16 protein-coding genes are annotated in these 20558 nt (G+C 42.2%); 13 read left to right on the forward strand and 3 right to left on the reverse strand.

Annotated features, from left to right (window positions below):
- Window positions 1-62: 62 nt before the first annotated feature.
- The 10 genes from G4D82_RS05105 to G4D82_RS05150 all read left to right on the forward strand — a co-directional run bounded on the left by G4D82_RS05105 (window position 63) and on the right by G4D82_RS05150 (window position 7760).
- A complete protein-coding gene (locus G4D82_RS05105) occupies window positions 63-344 on the forward strand; it encodes a FoF1 ATP synthase subunit delta/epsilon (RefSeq protein WP_166335215.1) in 282 nt (93 codons plus the stop codon).
- 202 nt (window positions 345-546) lie between these two features.
- On the forward strand, window positions 547-1065 hold the full coding sequence (locus G4D82_RS05110) for a hypothetical protein (RefSeq protein ID WP_166335217.1): 519 nt from the start codon (window positions 547-549) through the stop codon (window positions 1063-1065).
- On the forward strand, window positions 1062-2198 hold the full coding sequence (locus G4D82_RS05115) for an aminotransferase class I/II-fold pyridoxal phosphate-dependent enzyme (protein WP_166335219.1): 1137 nt from the start codon (window positions 1062-1064) through the stop codon (window positions 2196-2198). The genes G4D82_RS05110 and G4D82_RS05115 overlap by 4 nt, the downstream gene beginning before the upstream one ends.
- Window positions 2199-2261: 63 nt before the next feature.
- Complete coding sequence (locus G4D82_RS05120; protein ID WP_166335221.1) at window positions 2262-2468, forward strand: hypothetical protein; 207 nt, start codon at window positions 2262-2264, stop codon at window positions 2466-2468.
- A gap of 39 nt (window positions 2469-2507) precedes the next feature.
- Window positions 2508-3365 (forward strand): TraB/GumN family protein, encoded by an 858-nt coding sequence (locus tag G4D82_RS05125; RefSeq protein ID WP_166335223.1) that lies wholly within the window; start codon window positions 2508-2510, stop codon window positions 3363-3365.
- A 3-nt stretch (window positions 3366-3368) separates the two neighbouring features.
- Window positions 3369-3872, forward strand: a complete 504-nt coding sequence (locus G4D82_RS05130) for an RNA polymerase sigma factor (protein WP_166335225.1) — start codon at window positions 3369-3371, stop codon at window positions 3870-3872.
- A complete protein-coding gene (locus tag G4D82_RS05135) occupies window positions 3862-4467 on the forward strand; it encodes a hypothetical protein (protein WP_166335227.1) in 606 nt (201 codons plus the stop codon). The genes G4D82_RS05130 and G4D82_RS05135 overlap by 11 nt, the downstream gene beginning before the upstream one ends.
- A gap of 53 nt (window positions 4468-4520) precedes the next feature.
- The gene (bioD, locus tag G4D82_RS05140; RefSeq protein ID WP_166335229.1) at window positions 4521-5138 is read left to right on the forward strand and encodes a dethiobiotin synthase; all 618 of its coding nucleotides are present in this window, start codon (window positions 4521-4523) and stop codon (window positions 5136-5138) included.
- A gap of 1 nt (window position 5139) precedes the next feature.
- Entirely contained in the window at window positions 5140-6411 is a 1272-nt protein-coding gene (bioA, locus tag G4D82_RS05145) for an adenosylmethionine--8-amino-7-oxononanoate transaminase (protein ID WP_166335231.1), read from the forward strand.
- Window positions 6412-6605: 194 nt separating this feature from the next.
- Window positions 6606-7760, forward strand: coding sequence for a beta-ketoacyl synthase N-terminal-like domain-containing protein (locus tag G4D82_RS05150; RefSeq protein ID WP_166335234.1), 1155 nt, complete (start codon window positions 6606-6608; stop codon window positions 7758-7760).
- A 246-nt stretch (window positions 7761-8006) separates the two neighbouring features.
- Here G4D82_RS05150 and G4D82_RS05155 read toward each other — a convergent pair whose 3' ends face one another.
- Window positions 8007-8477: a regulatory protein RecX gene (locus G4D82_RS05155; protein WP_166335236.1), complete on the reverse strand. Its 471-nt coding sequence runs from the start codon at window positions 8475-8477 to the stop codon at window positions 8007-8009.
- Window positions 8478-8644: 167 nt separating this feature from the next.
- Here G4D82_RS05155 and G4D82_RS05160 point away from each other — a divergent pair, with 167 nt between their 5' ends.
- Entirely contained in the window at window positions 8645-12472 is a 3828-nt protein-coding gene (locus tag G4D82_RS05160; RefSeq protein WP_166335238.1) for a choice-of-anchor D domain-containing protein, read from the forward strand.
- A 55-nt stretch (window positions 12473-12527) separates the two neighbouring features.
- On the opposite strand, the gene bioB is transcribed toward G4D82_RS05160, so the two are convergent.
- On the reverse strand, window positions 12528-13622 hold the full coding sequence (gene bioB / locus G4D82_RS05165; protein ID WP_166335240.1) for a biotin synthase BioB: 1095 nt from the start codon (window positions 13620-13622) through the stop codon (window positions 12528-12530).
- 355 nt (window positions 13623-13977) lie between these two features.
- Between bioB and G4D82_RS05170 the strand changes: the two genes are divergently transcribed.
- Entirely contained in the window at window positions 13978-16653 is a 2676-nt protein-coding gene (locus G4D82_RS05170; RefSeq protein ID WP_166335242.1) for a zinc-dependent metalloprotease, read from the forward strand.
- A 17-nt stretch (window positions 16654-16670) separates the two neighbouring features.
- Here the strand turns inward: G4D82_RS05170 and G4D82_RS05175 are convergent, their stop codons facing one another.
- Complete coding sequence (locus G4D82_RS05175) at window positions 16671-17609, reverse strand: bifunctional riboflavin kinase/FAD synthetase (protein WP_166335244.1); 939 nt, start codon at window positions 17607-17609, stop codon at window positions 16671-16673.
- Between the two features lie 256 nt (window positions 17610-17865).
- Between G4D82_RS05175 and G4D82_RS05180 the strand changes: the two genes are divergently transcribed.
- Complete coding sequence (locus G4D82_RS05180) at window positions 17866-20553, forward strand: reprolysin-like metallopeptidase (protein ID WP_166335247.1); 2688 nt, start codon at window positions 17866-17868, stop codon at window positions 20551-20553.
- Window positions 20554-20558: the final 5 nt, after the last annotated feature.

Genomic DNA, 20558 nt, shown 5'->3' on the forward strand with positions numbered 1-20558 from the left:
TGGCCAACAGCTATCAGCTATCGGCTAACGGCTGACGGCTAACAGCTGTAAACAAAAAAAATATGACATTAGAAATAGTATCACCAGAATCCAAACTCTTCCAAGGCGAAGTTACTTCGGTATCGCTTCCAGGCGTTGACGGTAGTTTTCAAATCCTGAACCACCACGCGCCGATTGTAGCGACACTCAAAAAAGGCGAAGTCAAAATCGCTGCGCCGAGTTTCAAGCCCGAGAAAGAAGTGGCCGAGAAGTTCCACAAAATCAATGACCAGACTTACACTTTGGCCATCGAGTCCGGAACCATCGAGATGAAAGACAATAAAGTCATTGTCCTGGTCGATTAAGACCAGCCTATATATGCAAGAAGCCTGACGATTGTCGGGCTTTTTCTTTTTTAGCTAAAAGGTTTGGGCGTTACCTTCGGCCCGGGCTTTCCGCTATAGTCCTCGCTGCGCTGCGGGCTGCCGCTGCAATCCCTAACGCGGCTCGTGATGCAACTTCGAACTTTCCCCGCTGATTTCAGAATGATTTGTTTATTTTTGAGCCATGGAAAACGAATTTGAACTCATCGTTTCGCAAGGCAAAAGGCCATTTTGGCAACGTTTGATGGCAGCCATTTGTTTCACGGGTGTACTTTATCTGCTGTTCAATATCGTATTGTTGTTTTATCGGTATGGCTTTTCGCTTGCCCCTAAGGCAGCGGGCGCCTCTTTTGAATTGATCGCCTACTTTCTAGTAACCGGTATCGGGTTTTCAATGACCAAAACCATCTTGATCGACACCGATAAAGACAAACTCATCTCAAGATTCTGCATCGGTCCGTTTTCGCGCGACGTTTTATCCCAAGTACCCGAACTCGATTATGTGTTAGTGTTCCTCGACGGCAAAGGTTATTACCAGACCAACCTATGGTACAAAGGAAACAAGCATTACAGAATGTACGCTTTCGACGAAAAAAAACCAGCTATGGATTTTGCGGCGCAGGTTTCCGAGCGATTGAAACTCGATATGCTCGACGCTACCGAAAAAGGAAACTCCAAGTGGATTGAACAGAAAAGCGAATGAAGAATTTTCCCAAAAATCTCGCAGACAAATTAGCCCACCGCAAACATAGCAATGCCCTGCGCGAGTTGCCTCGGCCAGGTTTTAGAATCGATTTTGCCTCGAACGATTATTTGGGTTTTTCTCAGTCCAAAGCCATTTTTGAGCAAACCCATCAATTCTTAATCGACCACAATTTTACTCAAAACGGCGCTACGGGTTCGCGTTTAATTTCCGGAAACCATCCGTTATACGAACTCACCGAGAACCAAATTGCGCAATTCCACCAAACCGAAAGCGCGCTGATCTTTAATTCGGGCTATGATGCCAACGTTGGGTTTTTCAGCAGCGTGCCACAAAAAGGCGACATTATTCTTTATGACGAACTTTGCCATGCTTCTATCCGCGACGGCATTCGTTTATCACACGCTAAATCATACAAATTCGCCCACAACGACCTTGAAGATTTAGAACGGCTTCTTGCCCAAAATCGACCAACAACCATATACGTCGCCACCGAATCTGTCTTCTCCATGGACGGCGATTCTCCGAATCTAGAAGCACTCGTTGACCTAGCTGAAAAACACGGAGCTTACTTAGTCATAGACGAAGCCCACGCGCTTGGTGTTTTCGGCGATAACGGCGAAGGATTGGTGCAAAGTCTAGGTATTCAAGACAAAGTTTTCGCCCGAATCATGACATTCGGAAAAGGTTTGGGCTCTCACGGTGCTACCATTCTCGGAAGTGAGGAACTCAAAAATTATCTGGTGAATTTCGCCCGAAGCCTGATTTATACTACCGGTCTTTCGCCGCACGCCATCGCTACAATTCATATCGGTTATCAAGAATTGCAAGCCAACGCAACGGCACGAGAAAGGCTGCGCGAGCACATTAATTTTTTTAATCAGCAAAAGCAGTTGTTGGGTTTGAAGCCTTTATTTGTTCGCAGTAAATCGGCCATTCAGTGTGCGATTATTCCCGGAAATGAGAAAGTAAAATCTATCGCCAATTCACTCCAAGAACAAGGTTCCGAAATCAAACCGATTCTTTCGCCCACAGTGCCCGAAGGCCAAGAAAGACTCCGCATTTGCCTCCATAGTTACAATACTATCGAGCAAATCAGTGCGTTGTTGAACGCCTTGCAAAAACTCCTTTAAAAATTTTTGTAACGTTTGAAAGGTTCGATTACTTACGTGTGGTCATTTGAAAAATCAAACCTTATGAAAACTATTCCTTCACCCAGCCTTGCCGTCAAATGTGTCGTTATTATTACAACGGCTTTCCTAGCTTCTATGGGATTTGGCTATTCCGTGGTCAGCTATTTTGTCGCTCATCAGCCTGATTTAACAGTTTTGCTTCCGGTTTTTATCGGTTCGGCAATTATTTTAATCACGCTAATCGGATCCGCCAGAATCATCAAACGCTAAACACCACTCTTGTTTCATTCATCAAATCAAAATTCAACTATGAAAAATCGAATCCAAACTATCTTTGTAGTTCTTATTTGCTGCGTCAGTTTTTTTTCAACGGCCCAAACCGCACCACAACAAAACTCGGTCTTGTGGGAAGTATCCGGCAACGGTCTAAAACAACCGTCTTATTTATTCGGCACGATTCACATGATTTGCTCCAAGGATTTTAAAATGTGGCCCAAAGCCACTTCCGCTTTAGCAAAATCGTCCCAACTGACTTTAGAAATCAACATGGCCGATCCTGCTCAAATGGCACAAGCACAGCAACTGGCGATGGCCAAAAACCCACTGAGTCAAACACTCACCAACGCGCAGCAAACCGACCTCAATATGGTACTACAAAAGGCAGGTATCGGAACGCTCGCACAAATGGATAGTTTTACCCTAGAAACCCTAATGAGTTTTGTGTTCATGAAATCGTTTGGTTGCCCTGACATCAAGTTTTACGAACTCGAATTTGTCAACATGGCCAAAGAACGCAACAAACCCGTTACTGGATTAGAAACCGTGGCCCAACAAATGGAATTCCTAAACCAATCGTTTACCGATGACCAAATGATTGCTTATCTGAAAACCATAGACCCGGCGATGTGCCAAGAAATGGTGGATACCTACACGAGTGAAAATCTTGACGGAATTTACCAAATGATGGTCAAAGACGAATCGCTTTCGGGTGCTGCACAGCAAATACTGTTGAGCAACCGAAATGCGAATTGGGTCAAACTTATCCCTGAGATGATGCAAAAACAAAGTACTTTCTTTGCGGTAGGCTCAGCGCATTTAGCTGGTGAACAAGGTATTATCAATCTATTAAAGAAAGCGGGATATACCCTCAAACCTATAATGAACTAACCTTTGGAAAACAAAGAGAAAGCTTTTTTGGAGCGGATTGAACGCCACAAAGGCATCTTATACAAGGTGTCCAAACTCTACATGGACGATGCTGATGACCAACAGGATTTGTTTCAAGAAATCGTGCTGCAGCTCTGGAAAGCTTACGAGAGTTTCAAAGGCGAGAGCCAATTCTCTACTTGGATGTATCGCGTGGCCATCAATACGGCGATTGTCTTCCTGAAAAAAGAAAAACGAAAGCCGGATCGGTATGAAATTCCGTCAGAAAATATCAAAGCCGACGAAAGCGATGTCGATGAAAAAGAATTACAACTAGAGCATTTCTATAAAGCGCTTCGGCAACTCGACAAAATTGACAAGGCGATTATCTTCTACCAACTCGAAGGTTATTCGCACCGCGAAATCGGCGACAACCTCGGAATTTCTGAGGGAAATGCTCGCGTGAGGCTCAACCGCGCCAAGGAAAAATTAAAAACAATCATTCAAAAACAAGGTTATGGACTTTAACGACTTACAATCTGCTTGGAACAACGATAAAACCCATGTCACGCTTCCTACCCAATTGGACAAAATCAACTCGGCAAACACGCCGTTAGATAAAATCAAACACAACCTTAAAAAAGAATTTTTATATCAGATTCAATCCATCATTTTTATTGGATTTTCTCCGCTGATTTTGAATTTTCCTTCCAACGGGATAAAGGTTTTTTTCTTACTCTATGCTTTATTTGTCGCGGTCAGTGCTTATTACCTGATCAAGCTTTACCGCTTTTATATTAGTTTGGGCAAAACTACCCTGAGCACCAAAGACAGTCTTTACGAAACTTATTACGAAATCCGGCTCAACATGGAGCTTTACAAAACTTTTGGCTTTGCGCTAGTACCATTTTTGATCTTATTTTTGTTCGGCATTTTTTATTGGCATTGGCCGGACTTTTTCAATAAAGGCTTCAACAGCACGCCGTTTCTAGCCATCACTTTTGCGATTGTTGTCTTTTCGATTCTCTACATGGGTTTTGCGCTAGAATGGTGGGTCAAACATTTCTACGGGAAGTATGCCCAAGAAATGCGAAAAGTTATCGACTCGCTCAAAGAAGAATAAATTAAAGCCCATCTTTCCCGGTGGGTTTTTTACCTTTGCGCAAAACCCAAGCTATGAAAATTTTCATGACCGGAATTGGTACCGATGTGGGCAAAACCATTGCTTCGGCCATCGTCACCCAAGCCATAGAAGCCGATTATTGGAAACCCATTCAAGCCGGCGATGTCGATGATTCGGACTGCCATAAAATCGGGCGCTTTCTCTCTAACGAAAAGTCAGAGATTCATCCGAACAGCTATTTATTGCAAACGCCTGCCAGCCCTCATTATGCCGCTGCGCTTGACGGCATTAGAATCGATTTGAAACAAATCCAAGAGCCGAAAACCGAGAACCATTTGGTCATTGAAGGTGCCGGAGGAATTTTGGTTCCGCTCAATGATTCCCAAACCATCCTCGATTTGATCCAGCCCGATTACAAAATCATTGTCGTTTCTCGTCACTATCTGGGCAGCATCAATCACACCTTGCTCACCATCGAAGCCTTGCAAAACCGCCAACTCAACATTGCCGGAATCATCTTCAACGGCGATGAAAACCCAGCCACAGAATCCATCATCCTGAGCAAAACCAGACTTAAAATGATCGGACGCATCAACAACGAACCGTATTTCGATGCGAATGTGATTGCCGAATACGCCGAACTTTTCCGCGAAAATTTAGAAAATCTATAAGATGAACCTATCCGAAAAAGACCAATTGTACCATTGGCATCCGTACACGCAGCATAAAACTTCGGGCTTGCTTCCGGCAATTGTCAAAGGTGAAGGCGCAGTGCTTTGGGACGAGAACGGAAAAGAATACCTTGACGCGATTGCCTCTTGGTGGGTGAATCCGTTCGGGCATTCCAACCGCGAGATGGCTGACGCAATTTATAAGCAACTCACCACTTTGGAACATGTGCTTTTTGGCGGCTTTACCAACCAACCCGCAGTTGCACTTTCTGAGCAATTGTTCCGGATTTTGCCTTTTAACCAAAAGAAGATTTTCTTTTCAGATAATGGTTCTACTGCTGTAGAAGTCGCACTCAAAGCCGCGTTGCAATTTTTTTACAATAAGAACGAGAGAAGAACCACCGTCATCGCTTTTGAAGATGCTTTCCACGGCGATACTTTCGGGGCAATGGCTTCCAGCGGAATTTCTTTTTTTACCGAAGCTTTCCAAGGCTCACTGATCGATGTGGTTCGGATTCCGGTACCGACAAAAGGGCGTGAAAACGAATCAAAAAAAGCGTTGCATCAGGCGATAAATTTCAAATCTTGCGCGGCGTTTATTTTCGAACCGCTGGTGCAAGGTGCTGCCGGAATGGTGATGTACGAACCCGAAATTCTCGACGAACTAATTTCCATCTGTCGCGAAAACCAAGTCTTCACCATAGCCGATGAGGTCATGACCGGATTCGGCAAAACAGGCAAGACTTTCGCTTGTGATTACCTGCAACAAAAACCCGATATGATGTGTTTGTCTAAAGCACTCACCGGCGGCACGATTCCGATGGCGATTACGACTTTCACCCAAGAAATTTTCGATGGTTTTTACCACGACGATACCAACAAAGCTTTATTCCACGGGCATACTTTCACAGCCAATCCGACGGGTTGTGCAGCAGCACTGGCGAGTTTAAAACTGCTGCAATCTGAAGAAATGCAAGCGAATATTCACCGCATCTCACAAAAACATCAAGTGTTTCAAAAACATATCCAATTGCACCCGAAAGTAGCAACGACCAGAACTTTGGGTGTCATCTTCGCGCTGGAAATCCGAACCGAAAATCAGGAAAGTTATTACGGCAGTCTGCGCAACAAGCTCTATCAGTTCTTTATTGAAAACGGCGTAATTCTTCGTCCGGTGGGCAACATCGTTTACATTTTGCCTCCTTACGTGATGACCGATGCCCAGCTTGAAAAAGTCTACCAAGTTGTCGAGAATGCGCTCGAAATAGTTTAATTTTGGAAGCTGTTTCCCGCTATCCGCTAACCCGAGCGAAGCGAATCGTCCGAACACCGCTGAAAAATGTTTAACTTGTGAGGAAATCTTTTGTGCGTCTCGAAAAACCCAAGAAATCAAATGCAACTTCGCACAAAAGGCTGCTATCGGGGCTAGGGCTGCTGATTCTTCTACAACTTTTTATCTAAAACGCTTTGCCTGAACCTATTGCCATTACCGCCATCGCTTCAATATCACCGTTGGGAAATGAGGCGTCAACAGTTTGGGAGAACTACCAAAGCACTAATCATTTCTTGGCATTACAAACTTTTGGCGAAAAAACGGCTTGGGTTGCTTCGCTTGATAAAAGCTCCAAGACACTAGTCGATAACATTAGAAAGTCAGACCCGAAATACAAATCACTCGACGATTCGGTTTTGATGGCCATTGCCGTAGCCAGAAAAGCAATCGATCAATCAGGTTGGAAAACGACTCTCGATTTCGGTATCAATATCGGTTCGTCTCGCGGTGCAACTGCTTTATTCGAAAAACACCACGAAGAATTTTTAAAAATGGGTAGGGCGCAAACACTCGCGTCGCCCACCACCACTTTGGGCAATATTGCTTCCTGGATAGCGCACGATTTACAAACCCAAGGCCCTGAAATTTCTCATTCTATTACTTGTTCGACAGCCTTGCACGCGCTGCTCAACGGTGTGGCGTGGCTCAAGTCGGGTATGGCAGAAAAATTCCTGGTCGGTGGCAGTGAAGCTCCGTTAACGCATTTTACAATAGCCCAAATGCAGGCGATGAAAATCTACGCGAAAGAAAATCAGCCCTATCCTTGTCAAGCGCTCAATCTGGAGAAAACTCAAAACACGATGGTGCTCGGAGAAGGTGCTGCGGTCTGTTGTTTAGAATCCGGAAAAAAACAAAATGCCTTGGCTTACATAGAAGGTATTGGTTACGCGACTGAACTACTGGAGCACAATACCTCAATTTCCACAGAAGCCGATTGTTTCCAAAAATCGATGAGGATGGCCCTTGAAAATACTAATCCGTCTGAAGTAGATGTTGTTGTGATGCACGCCCCAGGCACTCTCAAAGGAGATTGGTCAGAATACAAAGCCATCGAGAAAATATTCCCCGAACTTCCACTACTCACGACCAACAAATGGAAAATTGGCCACACGCTCGGCGCTTCGGGCATGCTCAGTATCGAGTTGGCCATTTTAATGATGCAACACCAGCAATTTATCGGCGTGCCTTTTACCTCCGAGAAAGTTCAACCCAAGCGTATTGAAAAAGTACTGGTTAACGCGGTTGGTTTTGGCGGCAATGCCGTAAGTGTGCTGCTTTCTTTAGTCTAGAAACGCCTATTGCAACTCTTGATGAATCTCGCATCAACCCAATCAAATTTCCTTAGCTAATTTGAAATTTTGCTCTAGGTATCGCTTTTATTTTTATCACCATAATAGCAATACCGCGGCAATGACAATCAGGTGTAATTCTCAAAATATAAGCATGAGCAATTACATGGTTTTCTCGTTTTTACATTACAGCTATAAAAAATTGCTACAATGGAACACCCTTTACTGACAAGAAAATTTTAGGTTTTATTTTTTTTCTAACTCAGTTATTTTATCATAAATAAGTTGGTTTTCGTATCCTTTGCGAAACAGGTAGTCATAGAATTTTTTCTTCTTTTTTTGCATGTTTGATTCCCTAATTTTATTCCAAACACGCTCTGACAAGTCATGAAAATTCTGGTCGTATTCTTCTGGTGTGAGTTCTTTTAACGCAGTCGCAATATTTATTTGTGAGATATTTCGTGCTCTTAGTTCGCTAATGATTCGCGTTTTGCCCCAATTTTTTATTCGATGTTTGCCTCGGGCGAAACTACATGCGAAGCGCTCTTCATTAAGAAATCCGTACTCGATTAAATGAACGATAATTACATCTGATTGAGCCTGATCTACTGCCATTGCCCGCATTTTCTGAATTACTTCCTGATGGCACCTGTCTTGGTAGCTGCAGTAACGCTCCATTTTTTGGATAACTTCCTGATTTGTATGGGCTTTTGCCATGGGTTAAATTAAAATAGCGTTGATAATTTAGTAATGCAAAATAACATAAGTTATTAAAAATACCCTTAATTTTGAACACCCAATCTACTGCAAAACAGACAGCCTGCTTTTTTTGTGCGCTGAATTTATTGTTTGTGGGGATTCAGATGGATAATCAATCATTACCAATGAAAATAAGGATATTTTTTTTAATCTTATTGATAAGCCAGTTTGTTGAAAGTCAAGTAACAATTGTCTCAGACGGTTTAAACAACTCCTCGAGTTTATTTGTTGTTGCAGGCGGAGCGTACTATACGGGAAACTCAGCTGCTGGTGACAGGCCAGCAACCTCACCTTTTGCAGCTGAGGGAACGCATGGCTGGGGATTATCCAATGGAGGGGCCTCGCTATTATCTAGTAATATTAACACAACAGGCTATTCTATAGTGACGGCCACTTTCCGGCTAGCCTCATTTTCTATTGGTTCGACAGGTAATGGAGCAGATGTTGCCGACATAGTGACTGTGGAAGTGAGCCCGAATGGAGGAACGAATTGGTATAGCACGGTAAGAGTTTTAGGAAATGCCAATGCGTATTGGAGTTTCTCCTCAGGAACCGGAAATGCCTCGACAGCATATGATGGAGATGCGAGTCCGGTTGATTTCGCTCCTGCTGCTGGAGGAAGTAGAACAACCGATGGTTACTCAACTGTTACAATAAGTTCGCTGCCGTCCACTACAAATTTAAAATTTAGATTTACGCTTTTGAATAATTCTGCCAATGAACGATGGGTAGTGGATGATTTTAAATTGATAGGGGCCGATTCCGAAATCAACATTCAGGGTAACGGCGTAAACATTACCGATGGCGACACAACACCCAGCACTACCGATAATACGGATTTTGGCTTGGTTGCCGTAGGTAGTTCGACCAATAGACCTTTCGTTATACAAAATACGGGAACAGGTGCATTAACTCTGACCTCAGCAAGTCCATACGTTAGTATATCAGGTGCAAACGCTGCAGATTTTTCTGTGTCCATTATGCCTTCAACTCCGGTTGCCGCACTTACAGGATCTTCTACTTTCGAAATCACGTTCACCCCCTCAGCAAGCGGATTAAGAACCGCCACCGTGTCTATTGCCAATAACGACACCAACGAAAATCCGTATGATTTTACCATTCAAGGAACAGGAACGGTCTGTACTTCTGCAGTAATTTCATCTGTTTATCCCACTTCAGGACCGCAAGGAACCATAGTCACAGTCAACGCAAGTTCGGGAAACTTAACATCCGCTTCAGCACTAGTAGGCGGAGTAGCTGCTACTGTTTTGTCTAGCAGCCCCACCAAGCTCGTTCTTGTGGTTCCCGCAGGTGCTTCCTCTGGCGGCATTCTGATTACCGATACCCAACCGTGTACGGCAACGACAGCTTTCACTTATATTGACAAATCACTTACTTCATGTGAAGGAAGCTCTGGGGTTTACACCGATTTGATAATTTCGGAAATTTATGATGCACAGGCCGGATCCGGTGGTGTAATTGAGCTATACAACGGCACAGCAGCTCCAATTGATATGGGCGCAGGCCAATATAAATTACGACGCTATGCCAATTTCACCGATACTGGAGCTCCTGCCATAGAAGTATCCCTTACAGGCGTCATTGCAGCAGGTCAAATTATTATGATTCGAGCCGATGCCACAGTCATTTGTGCCGCTCAAGTGGGTACACCCTACGGCACTTTAGGCTCAGGTTTCAATGCCGATGACCGGATCGATTTGACCAAAGGAGCAGGTAACACTGTGATTGACAGAGTTAGAACGAGAAATAATGTTGGTTTTACCATGATTCGTATCTCTTTGACAGGTCCATCAGCTACATTCAATGATGCCGATTGGAATTCTAACGACACCGAGAGTTGTTCTAACTTGGGTATTTTTGACTCTACGCCTCCTATTGCACCTATTATTAATGTCCAACCAACTTTATCTTTGAATTGTACCAGCTCTACTGCGGCAATGTCAGTCACCGCTTCAGAGGGTTTTGTTGGCAGTAATTCATTAACTTATAACTGGTTTGCTTTGGCGCCGAACACTACTAATTGGGTTGATTTATTTGCATCGCCATTGGCAGGACACACCGGAGCCAACACCGCTACTTTGAATGTTTCATCACTCACTAGTTATGATGGATATCAATACTATTGTCAGGTAAGAGAAAATACGAGTACTTGTTATAAAGCCACAGTAGCTGTGCAAATTTACAACGGTACCTTAATCTGGAACGGCACCGATTGGCGCGATGTTAACAACATTTCAGGAACACCATCTTTAACCAAACCAGTAATTATTGCAGCGAATTACAATACCGGAATCCATGGTAGCTTTAGTGCTTGTAGCGTCACGGTAGCGGCGACTTATAATGCTACAGTTGCAGCCAACACCTACATCAATATTCAAAACGGATTGACAGTTTTGGGGACTTTTGATATTAAAGATACTGGAGCATTATGCCAAATCGACGATAGCGGGATTAATACCGGAAACATTACCATGGATCGAAGTACATCAAGCCCTATTGTCAAAATGGATTATGTATACTGGTCTTCACCCATCAAGAATTTCAATGTAAGCAATATTTCGCCCAACACTATGGCGGGCTATATCTTCAAATGGAATCCGATATTGCCTAATCCAAACGGAGGTCAAGGCTATTGGGTTTCAGCAGTTGGCGATGCGATGATTCCTGGAAAAGGCTATATCGTTCGTGGGCCAAACGATTTTATTGCGCCGCAGGTTTTCTCGATGCAATTTGCCAACAACACGGCTGATTTCGGAAAACCCAACAACGGAATCATTACACCAACCATCAGCAGAGGCGATATGACCACCACTACTCTGGGAAGTTATACTAGTGCCAACGGAGTGGCTCTGAGTGAAATTGATGACAACTGGAATTTGGTCGGAAATCCCTATCCGTCAGCGATTAGCGTATTTGAATTTTTAAAATACAATGCTGTAGATTACCCTATTATTGATGGTTTTGTAAAGATCTGGACCCATGGTACTCCGCCGGTATCGCCGAACAATCCGTTTTATGCCAGCTATCAGTATAACTATAGCAACTTTGATTTTATAGTTCACAACGGAACAGCCACCTTGAGTGGTCCGTTAGGGTTCAACGGATTTATTGCAGCAGGTCAAGGTTTTATCGTTTCAATGAACGAAGGCAATCGACTTGATAGTACTTTAACCTTCAATAATAGTATGCGGGTAAGAGGAGTTAATGATAACGTACAATTTTTCAGACAGACTAGTGCCAATCATACACAAGAAACAACTAGTCGTTCAAGAATTTGGCTTGATTTAGTAAATGCTTCGGGTGTTTCTGCAAGAACAGTCGTTGGTTATCTTCCTGAAGCCACTAATGCAAAAGATGTTTTGTACGATGCATTCATCAAATTAGATCCGAGCCAAAATATCTATTCGCTTATCGCTGACCAAACCATGTGTATCCAAGGCCGTTCAGCATTTGATAACAATGATAGCGTACCACTCGGGGTAGTGCTTCCTACAGCGGATCAATACCGCATAGCCATTGGAGCTGTTGACGGAATTTTTGAAAATGGGCAGCAGATTTTTCTAAAAGATAAAATAATGCATACCATTCATGATTTGAGACAATCTCCCTATACCTTCAACAGTGAAATTACCGGACAAATTAACGATCGCTTCGAATTGGTTTATCAAAATCAGACCCTAAGCAATGACACTTTTGAAACCTCCAATCCACAAGTAATCGTGACTTCAAACAGCAACGAAGTTACGGTTCAATCTAGTATGGAAATGGTTTCCGTAGAAGTATACGATTTATTGGGTAGAATGCTTTGCGTGAAATCAAACTTGAGTGTAAAGCAGTTGTTTATTCAAAGCCTAATGCCTAATCAACAAACACTAATAGTGAAGGTAAAACTCAATTCTGGTCAGGTAGTCACAAAGAAGATTATATTCTAAAAAAAAATCCCAACGAAATAAGTTGGGATTTTTTTATTCTCAAAAGAGATTCAATCTAAATTTTAGCTTTTCCTTTCAACGACGCTTCCAGATTTCTTTCAATTGTATGGCTTGGTCGACTCCATTTGGGCTTTTCGCCTAAGCCCTTATATTGTGAATCTTCAGCTTCTACCGTTTTCGGTTGCATCAATTTAATAAAAGGTTTTTGAGGTTGCAGCCCAAGCATTTCAAACATTTTCATGTCTTCGTTCACATCCGGATTGGGTGTCGTGAGTAATTTGTCTCCAGCAAAGATGGAATTCGCTCCAGCAAAGAAACACAAGGCCTGACCTTCGCGGCTCATATTGGTTCTTCCGGCCGAAAGTCTTACTTGAGTTTCCGGCATCACGATTCTGGTGGTAGCGACCATTCGAATCATTTCCCAGATTTCTACAGGTTTTTCTTCTTCGAGCGGAGTGCCTTCTACGGCTACCAAAGCATTGATGGGCACCGATTCTGGTTGCGGATTCAGCGTAGAAAGTGCCACAAGCATTCCGGCTCGGTCTTCCACAGATTCGCCCATGCCGATAATTCCACCGCTACACACTGTAACGTTAGTTTTTCGGACATTGTCTATTGTCTTCAGACGGTCTTCAAATCCGCGGGTTGAAATCACTTCTTTATAATATTCCTCGGAAGTATCTAAATTGTGGTTGTAGGCATATAAACCCGCTTCGGCCAAACGTTGCGCCTGATTTTCTGTAAGCATTCCCAAAGTACAACAAACTTCCATGTCGAGTTTGTTAATAGTGCGCACCATTTCCAAGACTTGGTCGAATTCCGGACCGTCTTTCACATTTCTCCATGCAGCGCCCATGCATACTCGCGAGGAACCACTAGACTTGGCCCTTAAAGCTTGTGCTTTCACTTGTTGGACTGACATCAAATCGTTGCCTTCAATGTTGGTGTGATAACGTGCCGCTTGAGGGCAATATCCACAGTCTTCAGGGCAACCGCCAGTTTTAATCGACAATAAAGTAGAAACCTGTACCACATTAGGATCGTGGTTTTTTCGGTGAATGCTGGCCGCTTCGTAAAGCAAATCCATCATGGGTTTGTTATAAATGGCGATAATTTCTTCTTTGGTCCAATTGTGTTTGGTGCTTGGCATACATCGGGTTTTAAGATGCTTCAAAAGTAGCGAATAAGTTCTGAAATAACAATGCGGTCGAAGTTTTAAACAAAGACTATTTAAACAAACACAGATTTCATATGGCGAACAAAAATCTATATTAAAGTGAGAATAATACAGACGCCAAACCTTCAAAACGCTACTACCTGTAATGGGTTTCCAATGACGCTTTCTCATTTTCTAAAAGGGTTTACTTATTATTTTTTCAGAAGGAGTATTCAGATTAGGAAGAAAATTTTAATCGGAAACTCTTTAAAAGTGTAACAACTTCTTTTATAGGATACTAAATGGACTGTTTGCAGGTTAAAACTAATTCCAATCTAAACCTATTGATATGAAAAAAGGATTTGCTTTTTGTCTCGTTTTTTTGATCTTCCAATTCAGTAACGCTCAAAACATTTCCCTCTGGATACCCTTTTATCAAACGGTTTCAGAAGCTCTTAAAATTAGAAATGGCGACTATTCATTGCGAGAAAAGAAATTTACTTTAAACCATGAAAAGTTGCGTGAATTGTTGGCAGAAGCACCTGAAAAAAGTTCTGGAAGAAGTGGAAAAATCATAACATTTCCAACATTTGAAGGCCATGAAGAGTATTTTGAGGTCTGGGAAAATTCTAATTTCGTTCCAGAATTGCAATCCAAATATCCTGACATTCGAGCTTATGTAGGGCGCAGCATCAATGATCCGGCGGCAAAAATTCATTTTAGTTTTTCCTCCGAAGGCATACAAACTATGACTTTAAGGCCCAACACGGGTTCGGAATTCATCGAGCCTTATACTAAAGACCATCGGGTTTATGTACTATTTGATTCGGCTACTAGAATTTCGCCAGAATTGGCTTTCGAGTGCAGTGGTTCTCACGAGCAGTCGAATTTGTTGGATCCTGTTTTACGTTCTGACAACCAGGTGTATAAAACAATGCGACTGGCGCTTTCTTGTACGGGAGAATACGGTCAATATTTTGGCGGAACAATCTCAGGTGCTTTAGCAGCAATGAATGCTACCATGACTCGGGTGAATGGAGTTTTCGAAACTGATTTGGCTTTGCATTTGAATCTTATTGCTCAAACCGACACAGTAATTTACACCGACCCCACATCCGATCCTTATTCGCCTGCCAATTTGCGGTCCAACTGGAATAACGAAGTACAGCAAACTTTATCAAGTATTTTGGGCGATGAATCTTTTGATATCGGACATTTGTTTGGCGCTTCAGGAGGCGGAGGAGATGCGGGTTGTTTGGGTTGCGTTTGCGATACAGGGAAAGGCCGCGGATATACTTCGCCATCAAACAGTTCGCCGATTCCTCAAGGCGATTTTTTCGATATTGATTATGTAGCACATGAAATAGGTCACCAACTCGGAGGCAATCATACTTTTTCCTATTTATTTGAAGGCACCGGAGTAAACGTAGAGCCCGGCAGCGGATCAACGATTATGGCCTATGCCGGAATTACTAGTTATAACGTACAGCTTCATTCAGATGCTTACTTTACCTACAGAAGCATCAAGCAAATCCAAGATAATCTAGCAACGAAAACCTGTCCGGTGAATGCAACAATTTTAAATACGCCGCCAGTGGTTGATGCAGGAGCCGACTTTAGTGTTCCAGCAGGGACGGCCTATGTTTTATTAGGCGATGCATTTGATGCAGAAGGTGATTCGCTTACTTATTGTTGGGAAGAAAACGACAATTCAAGCCCAGAGCTCAGCGGCCCCAATTCCTATGCTTCACTAAATAAGCCTTTAGGACCAAACTACCGCTCTTTTTTGCCTAAGACAGAAGCTTTTAGAGTTATGCCAGAAATGCAGAAGGTACTCTCCGGAGCGTTGAGCAGCAGCTGGGAATCGGTTTCCAATGTTGGTCGAAATTTAGAATTTGCACTAACAGTACGTGATAACAATCCCGCCGGACCTCAAACGGCCACCGACCAGATAACTATTACCTCACTAGAACCTTTTAGCAATTTGAATCCTAACGGAGTTGGGCCTTTTGCTATTACTTCGCAAAACACCGCGGATCTCATTTGGGATTACGAAACTTCACAAACCATTACTTGGACAGTAAACAATACAACCAGTTTGCCAGGTTCAGATCGGGTGAAAATTAGTTTGTCAATTGATGGCGGAGAGCATTTTGATTATGTATTAGCAGCGGATACTCCAAATGATGGTTTTGAACAAATTATTGTACCTGCCACCATTCCGGCTTCTGTGAATTGCAGGATTAAAATTGAGCCATTAGGCCATCGCTATTTTGCTATTAACAATCGCTCTTTTTATCTTGGATATGAAGCCATTTCAAATTGTCAGACTTATGTATATGATACTTCATTTGCGATTCCGGACGGCACCTCGAGTTTCACCGCTAGAACGATTCAGGTTCCCGATCAAGGCACAATTACCGATGTTAATATCGGTATAGATCTTACCCATTCCAATTTGGCAGATTTGACTATTGCTTTTATTCGCCCTAGCGGCATATTAGCCAACTTATACAATACACAATGTGTCGGAGCATCAGATTTGAATATCGTTTTTGACGCCCAAGGCAATCCGTTTGATTGTAATCAAACCACACAAGGCAATTATCTGCCGCCCACTGGTTTTGATATCAACACTATCAATGAGTCCAATGCGCAAGGAAATTGGCAATTCGGATTCAAAGACGGCGTTGCAGGAAATGCGGGAGTTTTGAATAAAATTTCCCTTGAGATTTGTACCAGAACTTATCAGTTGCTGGGTCAGAACCTTTTGGTAAAACAGATGCCGCGGATTTATCCAAATCCATCGCAAGGCTTTTTTTATCTAGATAGCCAAAAAGCTTTTCTAAACACGGTTCAGATTGAAATAACAGATTTGGCTGGAAGAGGCGTTTATAGCAATAAATACAATCTGAATGGGCAAGAGTCTTTGGCCTTGGATTTGACAGGATTGTCCAAAGGAGCTTATTTGATGCGGCTTTCAGAGAACCAATTTCATGAAACACTAAAAATAATCATCAAATAATTAACACTATAGTCCAATTATAGTTCTTGATAATTTTCAAGGAAATCGATAAGTGTTTTCTTATCTGCTTCAAGTTGAAATTTCAGCAAATCTACTGAAGCAAATTTTTGCTCTTCGCGAATATAATCCAATAAGTTTACCTGTATTTTTTGATTGTAGAGGTCTTGGTTGAAATCTAAATAATACACCTCGATAGCAATAGTGTTGCCGCCCACAGTTGGGTTGGTTCCGATGTTCATCAAACCATAAACAAGCTTCTGGTCAATTGTGCTCGAGACGATATAAACCCCTTTTTTAGGAATCAGTTTATAGTTTGCTTCGATGTTCAAATTGGCCGTCGGAAAACCTATAGTTCGACCGAGTTGTTTGCCTTTCTGAACTGTTCCTGTAAGAAAATAAGGTTGTCCGAGATACTCATTGGCCAATAAAATCTGACCTTCCTCGAGTGCGTTTCTAATTTTGGTGGAGCTTACCGAGACTTCCTGAATTTCCTGAGCCGAAATTTGTTCGACATCAAAACCATACTTTTCACCAAACTCAATCAAATCATGAATGTCTGCAGTACGATTTCTGCCAAAACGATGGTCGTGACCAATAATAATTTTTTCTATTTTAAAACAGTCTACCAAAACCTTTTTGACGAATTCCTCTGCTGAAAGTCTTGAGAAATCTTTGTCAAATGGATGAATAATCAGGTGCTCTAAACCTGTTTTTTCTAACAATGCAGTGCGCTCTTGAATTGTATTCAGTAACTGAATTTCTGACTGCTCTTGAAGTACCATTCTCGGATGTGGGAAAAAAGTAAGAATCAAGCTTTCGCAATCATTTGCCAAGGCATTGGCAATCAATTTTTCTATAATTTTCCGATGACCAACGTGCACTCCGTCAAATGTGCCGATTGTCACGATGGTTTTTCGTTGGGATTGAAAAGCTTCGATAGAATGAAAAATTCTCAACAGATAAAATTTAGTGCGTCAAATTTAAACTTTCCGTTTGAAATTTAATAACCAACAATCAATAATCGTTGCCAATTGATTAAAATCGCTAAACATATCTTGTCTCATGGATTTGTATTTGTGATGTTAAGATATACAATGGGAAAGGCTATTAGTTGAAAAAACATTTAACATTAAAACACTTCTTTTCAAAGCTAACTTTTTATTAAAAAGTGTATATTTGAGCCCTATTAATCAATTTATTATACTCAACCCTATGAAAAAAACTCTATTTTTTGTTTTGGTTCTTTTTTCAGTAGGACAGTCTTTTGCACAGTCCATTTGGAAAAAGGTTTCCCAAGATGAAGTAAATGTGCCGGTGTTGGCAAGAGATTCTCATCCCTCAGAATTTCAATTGTATTTTTTAAACATCGATGTTTTAAAAGCCAAATTAGCTACCGCACCATCTAGAACTAGCGGTGTCGAATCTAGTGTGGTTGTGGCTTTTCCAAATCCACAAGGACAAATGCAAAACTTTAGAATTTATGAAGCTTCGGTCATGCATCCGGAATTGGCGGCAAGACATTCAGAAATTCAATCTTATGTTGGTTTGGGGATAGATGACAAAACCGCAACTATCCGTTTTAGTACGACACTATTTGGTTTGCACACCATGACTTTTTCAGGAGTCAACGGAACTTCGTACATTGATCCTTACAGCAAGGATTTGAAGTATTATATGGTTTTCAACAAATCGAGCTTGCAATCAACCAAATCGCATGTTTGTAAAGTGACGGATGAAGAGATTGACATAGCTCAAGACTTACCTATGGATGCATCCATGTCTCGAGCAAGTAACGGATTATTCAAAACCTACCGTTTGGCTTTGGCTTGTACAATTGAATATGCTGCATTTCACGTCAATGCTGCGGGTTTATCAGGAGGTACTTTAGCCCAGAAAAAAGCTGCTGTTTTAGCCGCAATGGTAGTAACTATGACTCGTGTAAATTTCTGTTTTGAGAGAGATATGGCCTTTACCTTGGTTTTAATTCCTAACAACGAGGATATCATTAATATCACATCAGACAGTTTAGATAACAACAACACCAATAATGTACTTCTTGGTCAGAACCAAACTTTTATTGATGGAATAATCGGTGATGCAAATTATGATATTGGGCATATAGCTACTACAGGTGGCGGAGGCGTTGCCACACCACAATCACCTTGTAATTCTGGTTCAAAAGCCAGAGGGGTTACCGGATTGGATTCACCAGTTGGAGATCAATATGACATTGACTTTGTAGCTCACGAAATGGGACACCAATATGGTTGTTCACACACCTTCAACGGTGATGGTGGGAACTGCGGAGGTGGAAACAGAGTACAGGCTTCAGCATTTGAACCTGGTAGCGGAACCACAATCATGGCATACGCCGGTATTTGTGCGCCACAAGATGTACAACAACATTCAGATGCATACTATCATGCAAGAAGCCTTATACAGATGATTTCTTTTGTTAATGGTGCTGGAAATTGTGGGGTAATTACACCAAATGGGAACTCAGCTCCAGTAGTTGATGCGGGTTTAAATTACACCATCCCGAATGGAACACCGTTTGTTTTGACCGGAGCAGCCACAGACGCAGATAATGACTCCTTAACATATTGCTGGGAGCAATACAATGCAGGTTCTACAACGGGCAATCCATCGCCAACGATTACCACGGCGCCAAATTTTAGATCGTTTAATCCTACAGCGTCGACAAAAAGATATTTCCCCTCATTGGAAACTTTAACTAGCGCAACAGGAACTTCTACTTGGGAAGTATTGCCTACTGTAGCTCGTACTATGGTTTTTTCTTTGGTGGTTAGAGACAACAGAAGCCCATTAGGTGGGCAAACCCAAAGAGGAACAATGAACATTACTTTTGCAAGTGTTGGCCCGTTTAAAGTGACTTCACAAGCCGCAACAGAAGCTTGGGCTCAGAATTCATCACAGACTGTGACTTGGGATGTAGCAGGAACCGATGGTAACGGAATCAACGTTTCTCAAGTAAATATCAAGCTTTCTACTGACGGAGGTTTGACTTATCCATACACTTTAGCAACCAATACCGCTAATGATGGTAGCGAAGTGATTACTGCCCCTGACTTGGTAGCAACGAATTGTCGCGTAATGGTAGAGTCTGTTGGTAACGTTTTCTTCGCCATCAATTCAAAACCATTTTATGTTGGTTATGAAATGGTTACTGACTGTAATACCTACAATTACTCAGGAGCAGCTTTCAATCTGAATGATGGAGCTACTTCCTACACTGTAAGAAGCATCAACGTTCCAACGGCTGGTACGGTGAGTGATGTAAATATCACAGTAAATGCCACACACCCTAACATACAGAATTTGGTAATGGCAGTAATCCGACCAGGAAATTCAACAATCAATGTTTTCTACAACCAGCAATGTGCGGGAAGTGCCAATATGAATGTTACTTTTGATCAGCAAGGAAGTGCCTTTACTTGTGGCAGCCCAACAACAGGAACTTATGCACCGCCAACCACTTTCAGTTTGAATAACTTCAATGGTGTGAGCCAACAAGGGAACTGGCAGTTTGGTTTCAGAGATGCAGTAACAGGAAATGTAGGAAGTATTGATTCGTTCTCTTTAGAAGTATGTTCTAGCAGTTTTGTATTGTTGGCCAACAGTGCTTTTGAATTTGAAAACTTCTCATTAGCTCCAAACCCGAATGATAGCAACTTCAACATCCGTTTCAACTCGAATAGTACGGGTAAAGTCGGTATTGTGGTTCACGATTTGAGTGGAAGAAAGATTTTCGATAAGAGCTACGACAATACCGGAATGTTTGACCAGCAGATTAGTTTAGACAATGCGCAAGCAGGAATCTACTTGGTTTCTATCACAGATGGTGATAAGAAAATGACCAAACGTATCGTGGTGAAATAATCTCC

Source organism: Flavobacterium lotistagni (assembly GCF_011392125.1).
Lineage (GTDB): Bacteria > Bacteroidota > Bacteroidia > Flavobacteriales > Flavobacteriaceae > Flavobacterium > Flavobacterium lotistagni.

Bases quoted from the DNA above. Each gene is read 5' to 3' on its own strand.
- G4D82_RS05105 (WP_166335215.1), top strand. From the start codon at position 63: ATGACATTAGAAATAGTATCACCAGAATCCAAACTCTTCCAAGGCGAA.
- G4D82_RS05110 (WP_166335217.1), top strand. From the start codon at position 547: ATGGAAAACGAATTTGAACTCATCGTTTCGCAAGGCAAAAGGCCATTT.
- G4D82_RS05115 (WP_166335219.1), top strand. From the start codon at position 1,062: ATGAAGAATTTTCCCAAAAATCTCGCAGACAAATTAGCCCACCGCAAA.
- G4D82_RS05120 (WP_166335221.1), top strand. From the start codon at position 2,262: ATGAAAACTATTCCTTCACCCAGCCTTGCCGTCAAATGTGTCGTTATT.
- G4D82_RS05125 (WP_166335223.1), top strand. From the start codon at position 2,508: ATGAAAAATCGAATCCAAACTATCTTTGTAGTTCTTATTTGCTGCGTC.
- G4D82_RS05135 (WP_166335227.1), top strand. From the start codon at position 3,862: ATGGACTTTAACGACTTACAATCTGCTTGGAACAACGATAAAACCCAT.
- bioD (WP_166335229.1), top strand. From the start codon at position 4,521: ATGAAAATTTTCATGACCGGAATTGGTACCGATGTGGGCAAAACCATT.
- bioA (WP_166335231.1), top strand. From the start codon at position 5,140: ATGAACCTATCCGAAAAAGACCAATTGTACCATTGGCATCCGTACACG.
- G4D82_RS05155 (WP_166335236.1), bottom strand. From the start codon at position 8,477: ATGGCAAAAGCCCATACAAATCAGGAAGTTATCCAAAAAATGGAGCGT.
- G4D82_RS05160 (WP_166335238.1), top strand. From the start codon at position 8,645: ATGAAAATAAGGATATTTTTTTTAATCTTATTGATAAGCCAGTTTGTT.
- bioB (WP_166335240.1), bottom strand. From the start codon at position 13,622: ATGCCAAGCACCAAACACAATTGGACCAAAGAAGAAATTATCGCCATT.
- G4D82_RS05170 (WP_166335242.1), top strand. From the start codon at position 13,978: ATGAAAAAAGGATTTGCTTTTTGTCTCGTTTTTTTGATCTTCCAATTC.
- G4D82_RS05180 (WP_166335247.1), top strand. From the start codon at position 17,866: ATGAAAAAAACTCTATTTTTTGTTTTGGTTCTTTTTTCAGTAGGACAG.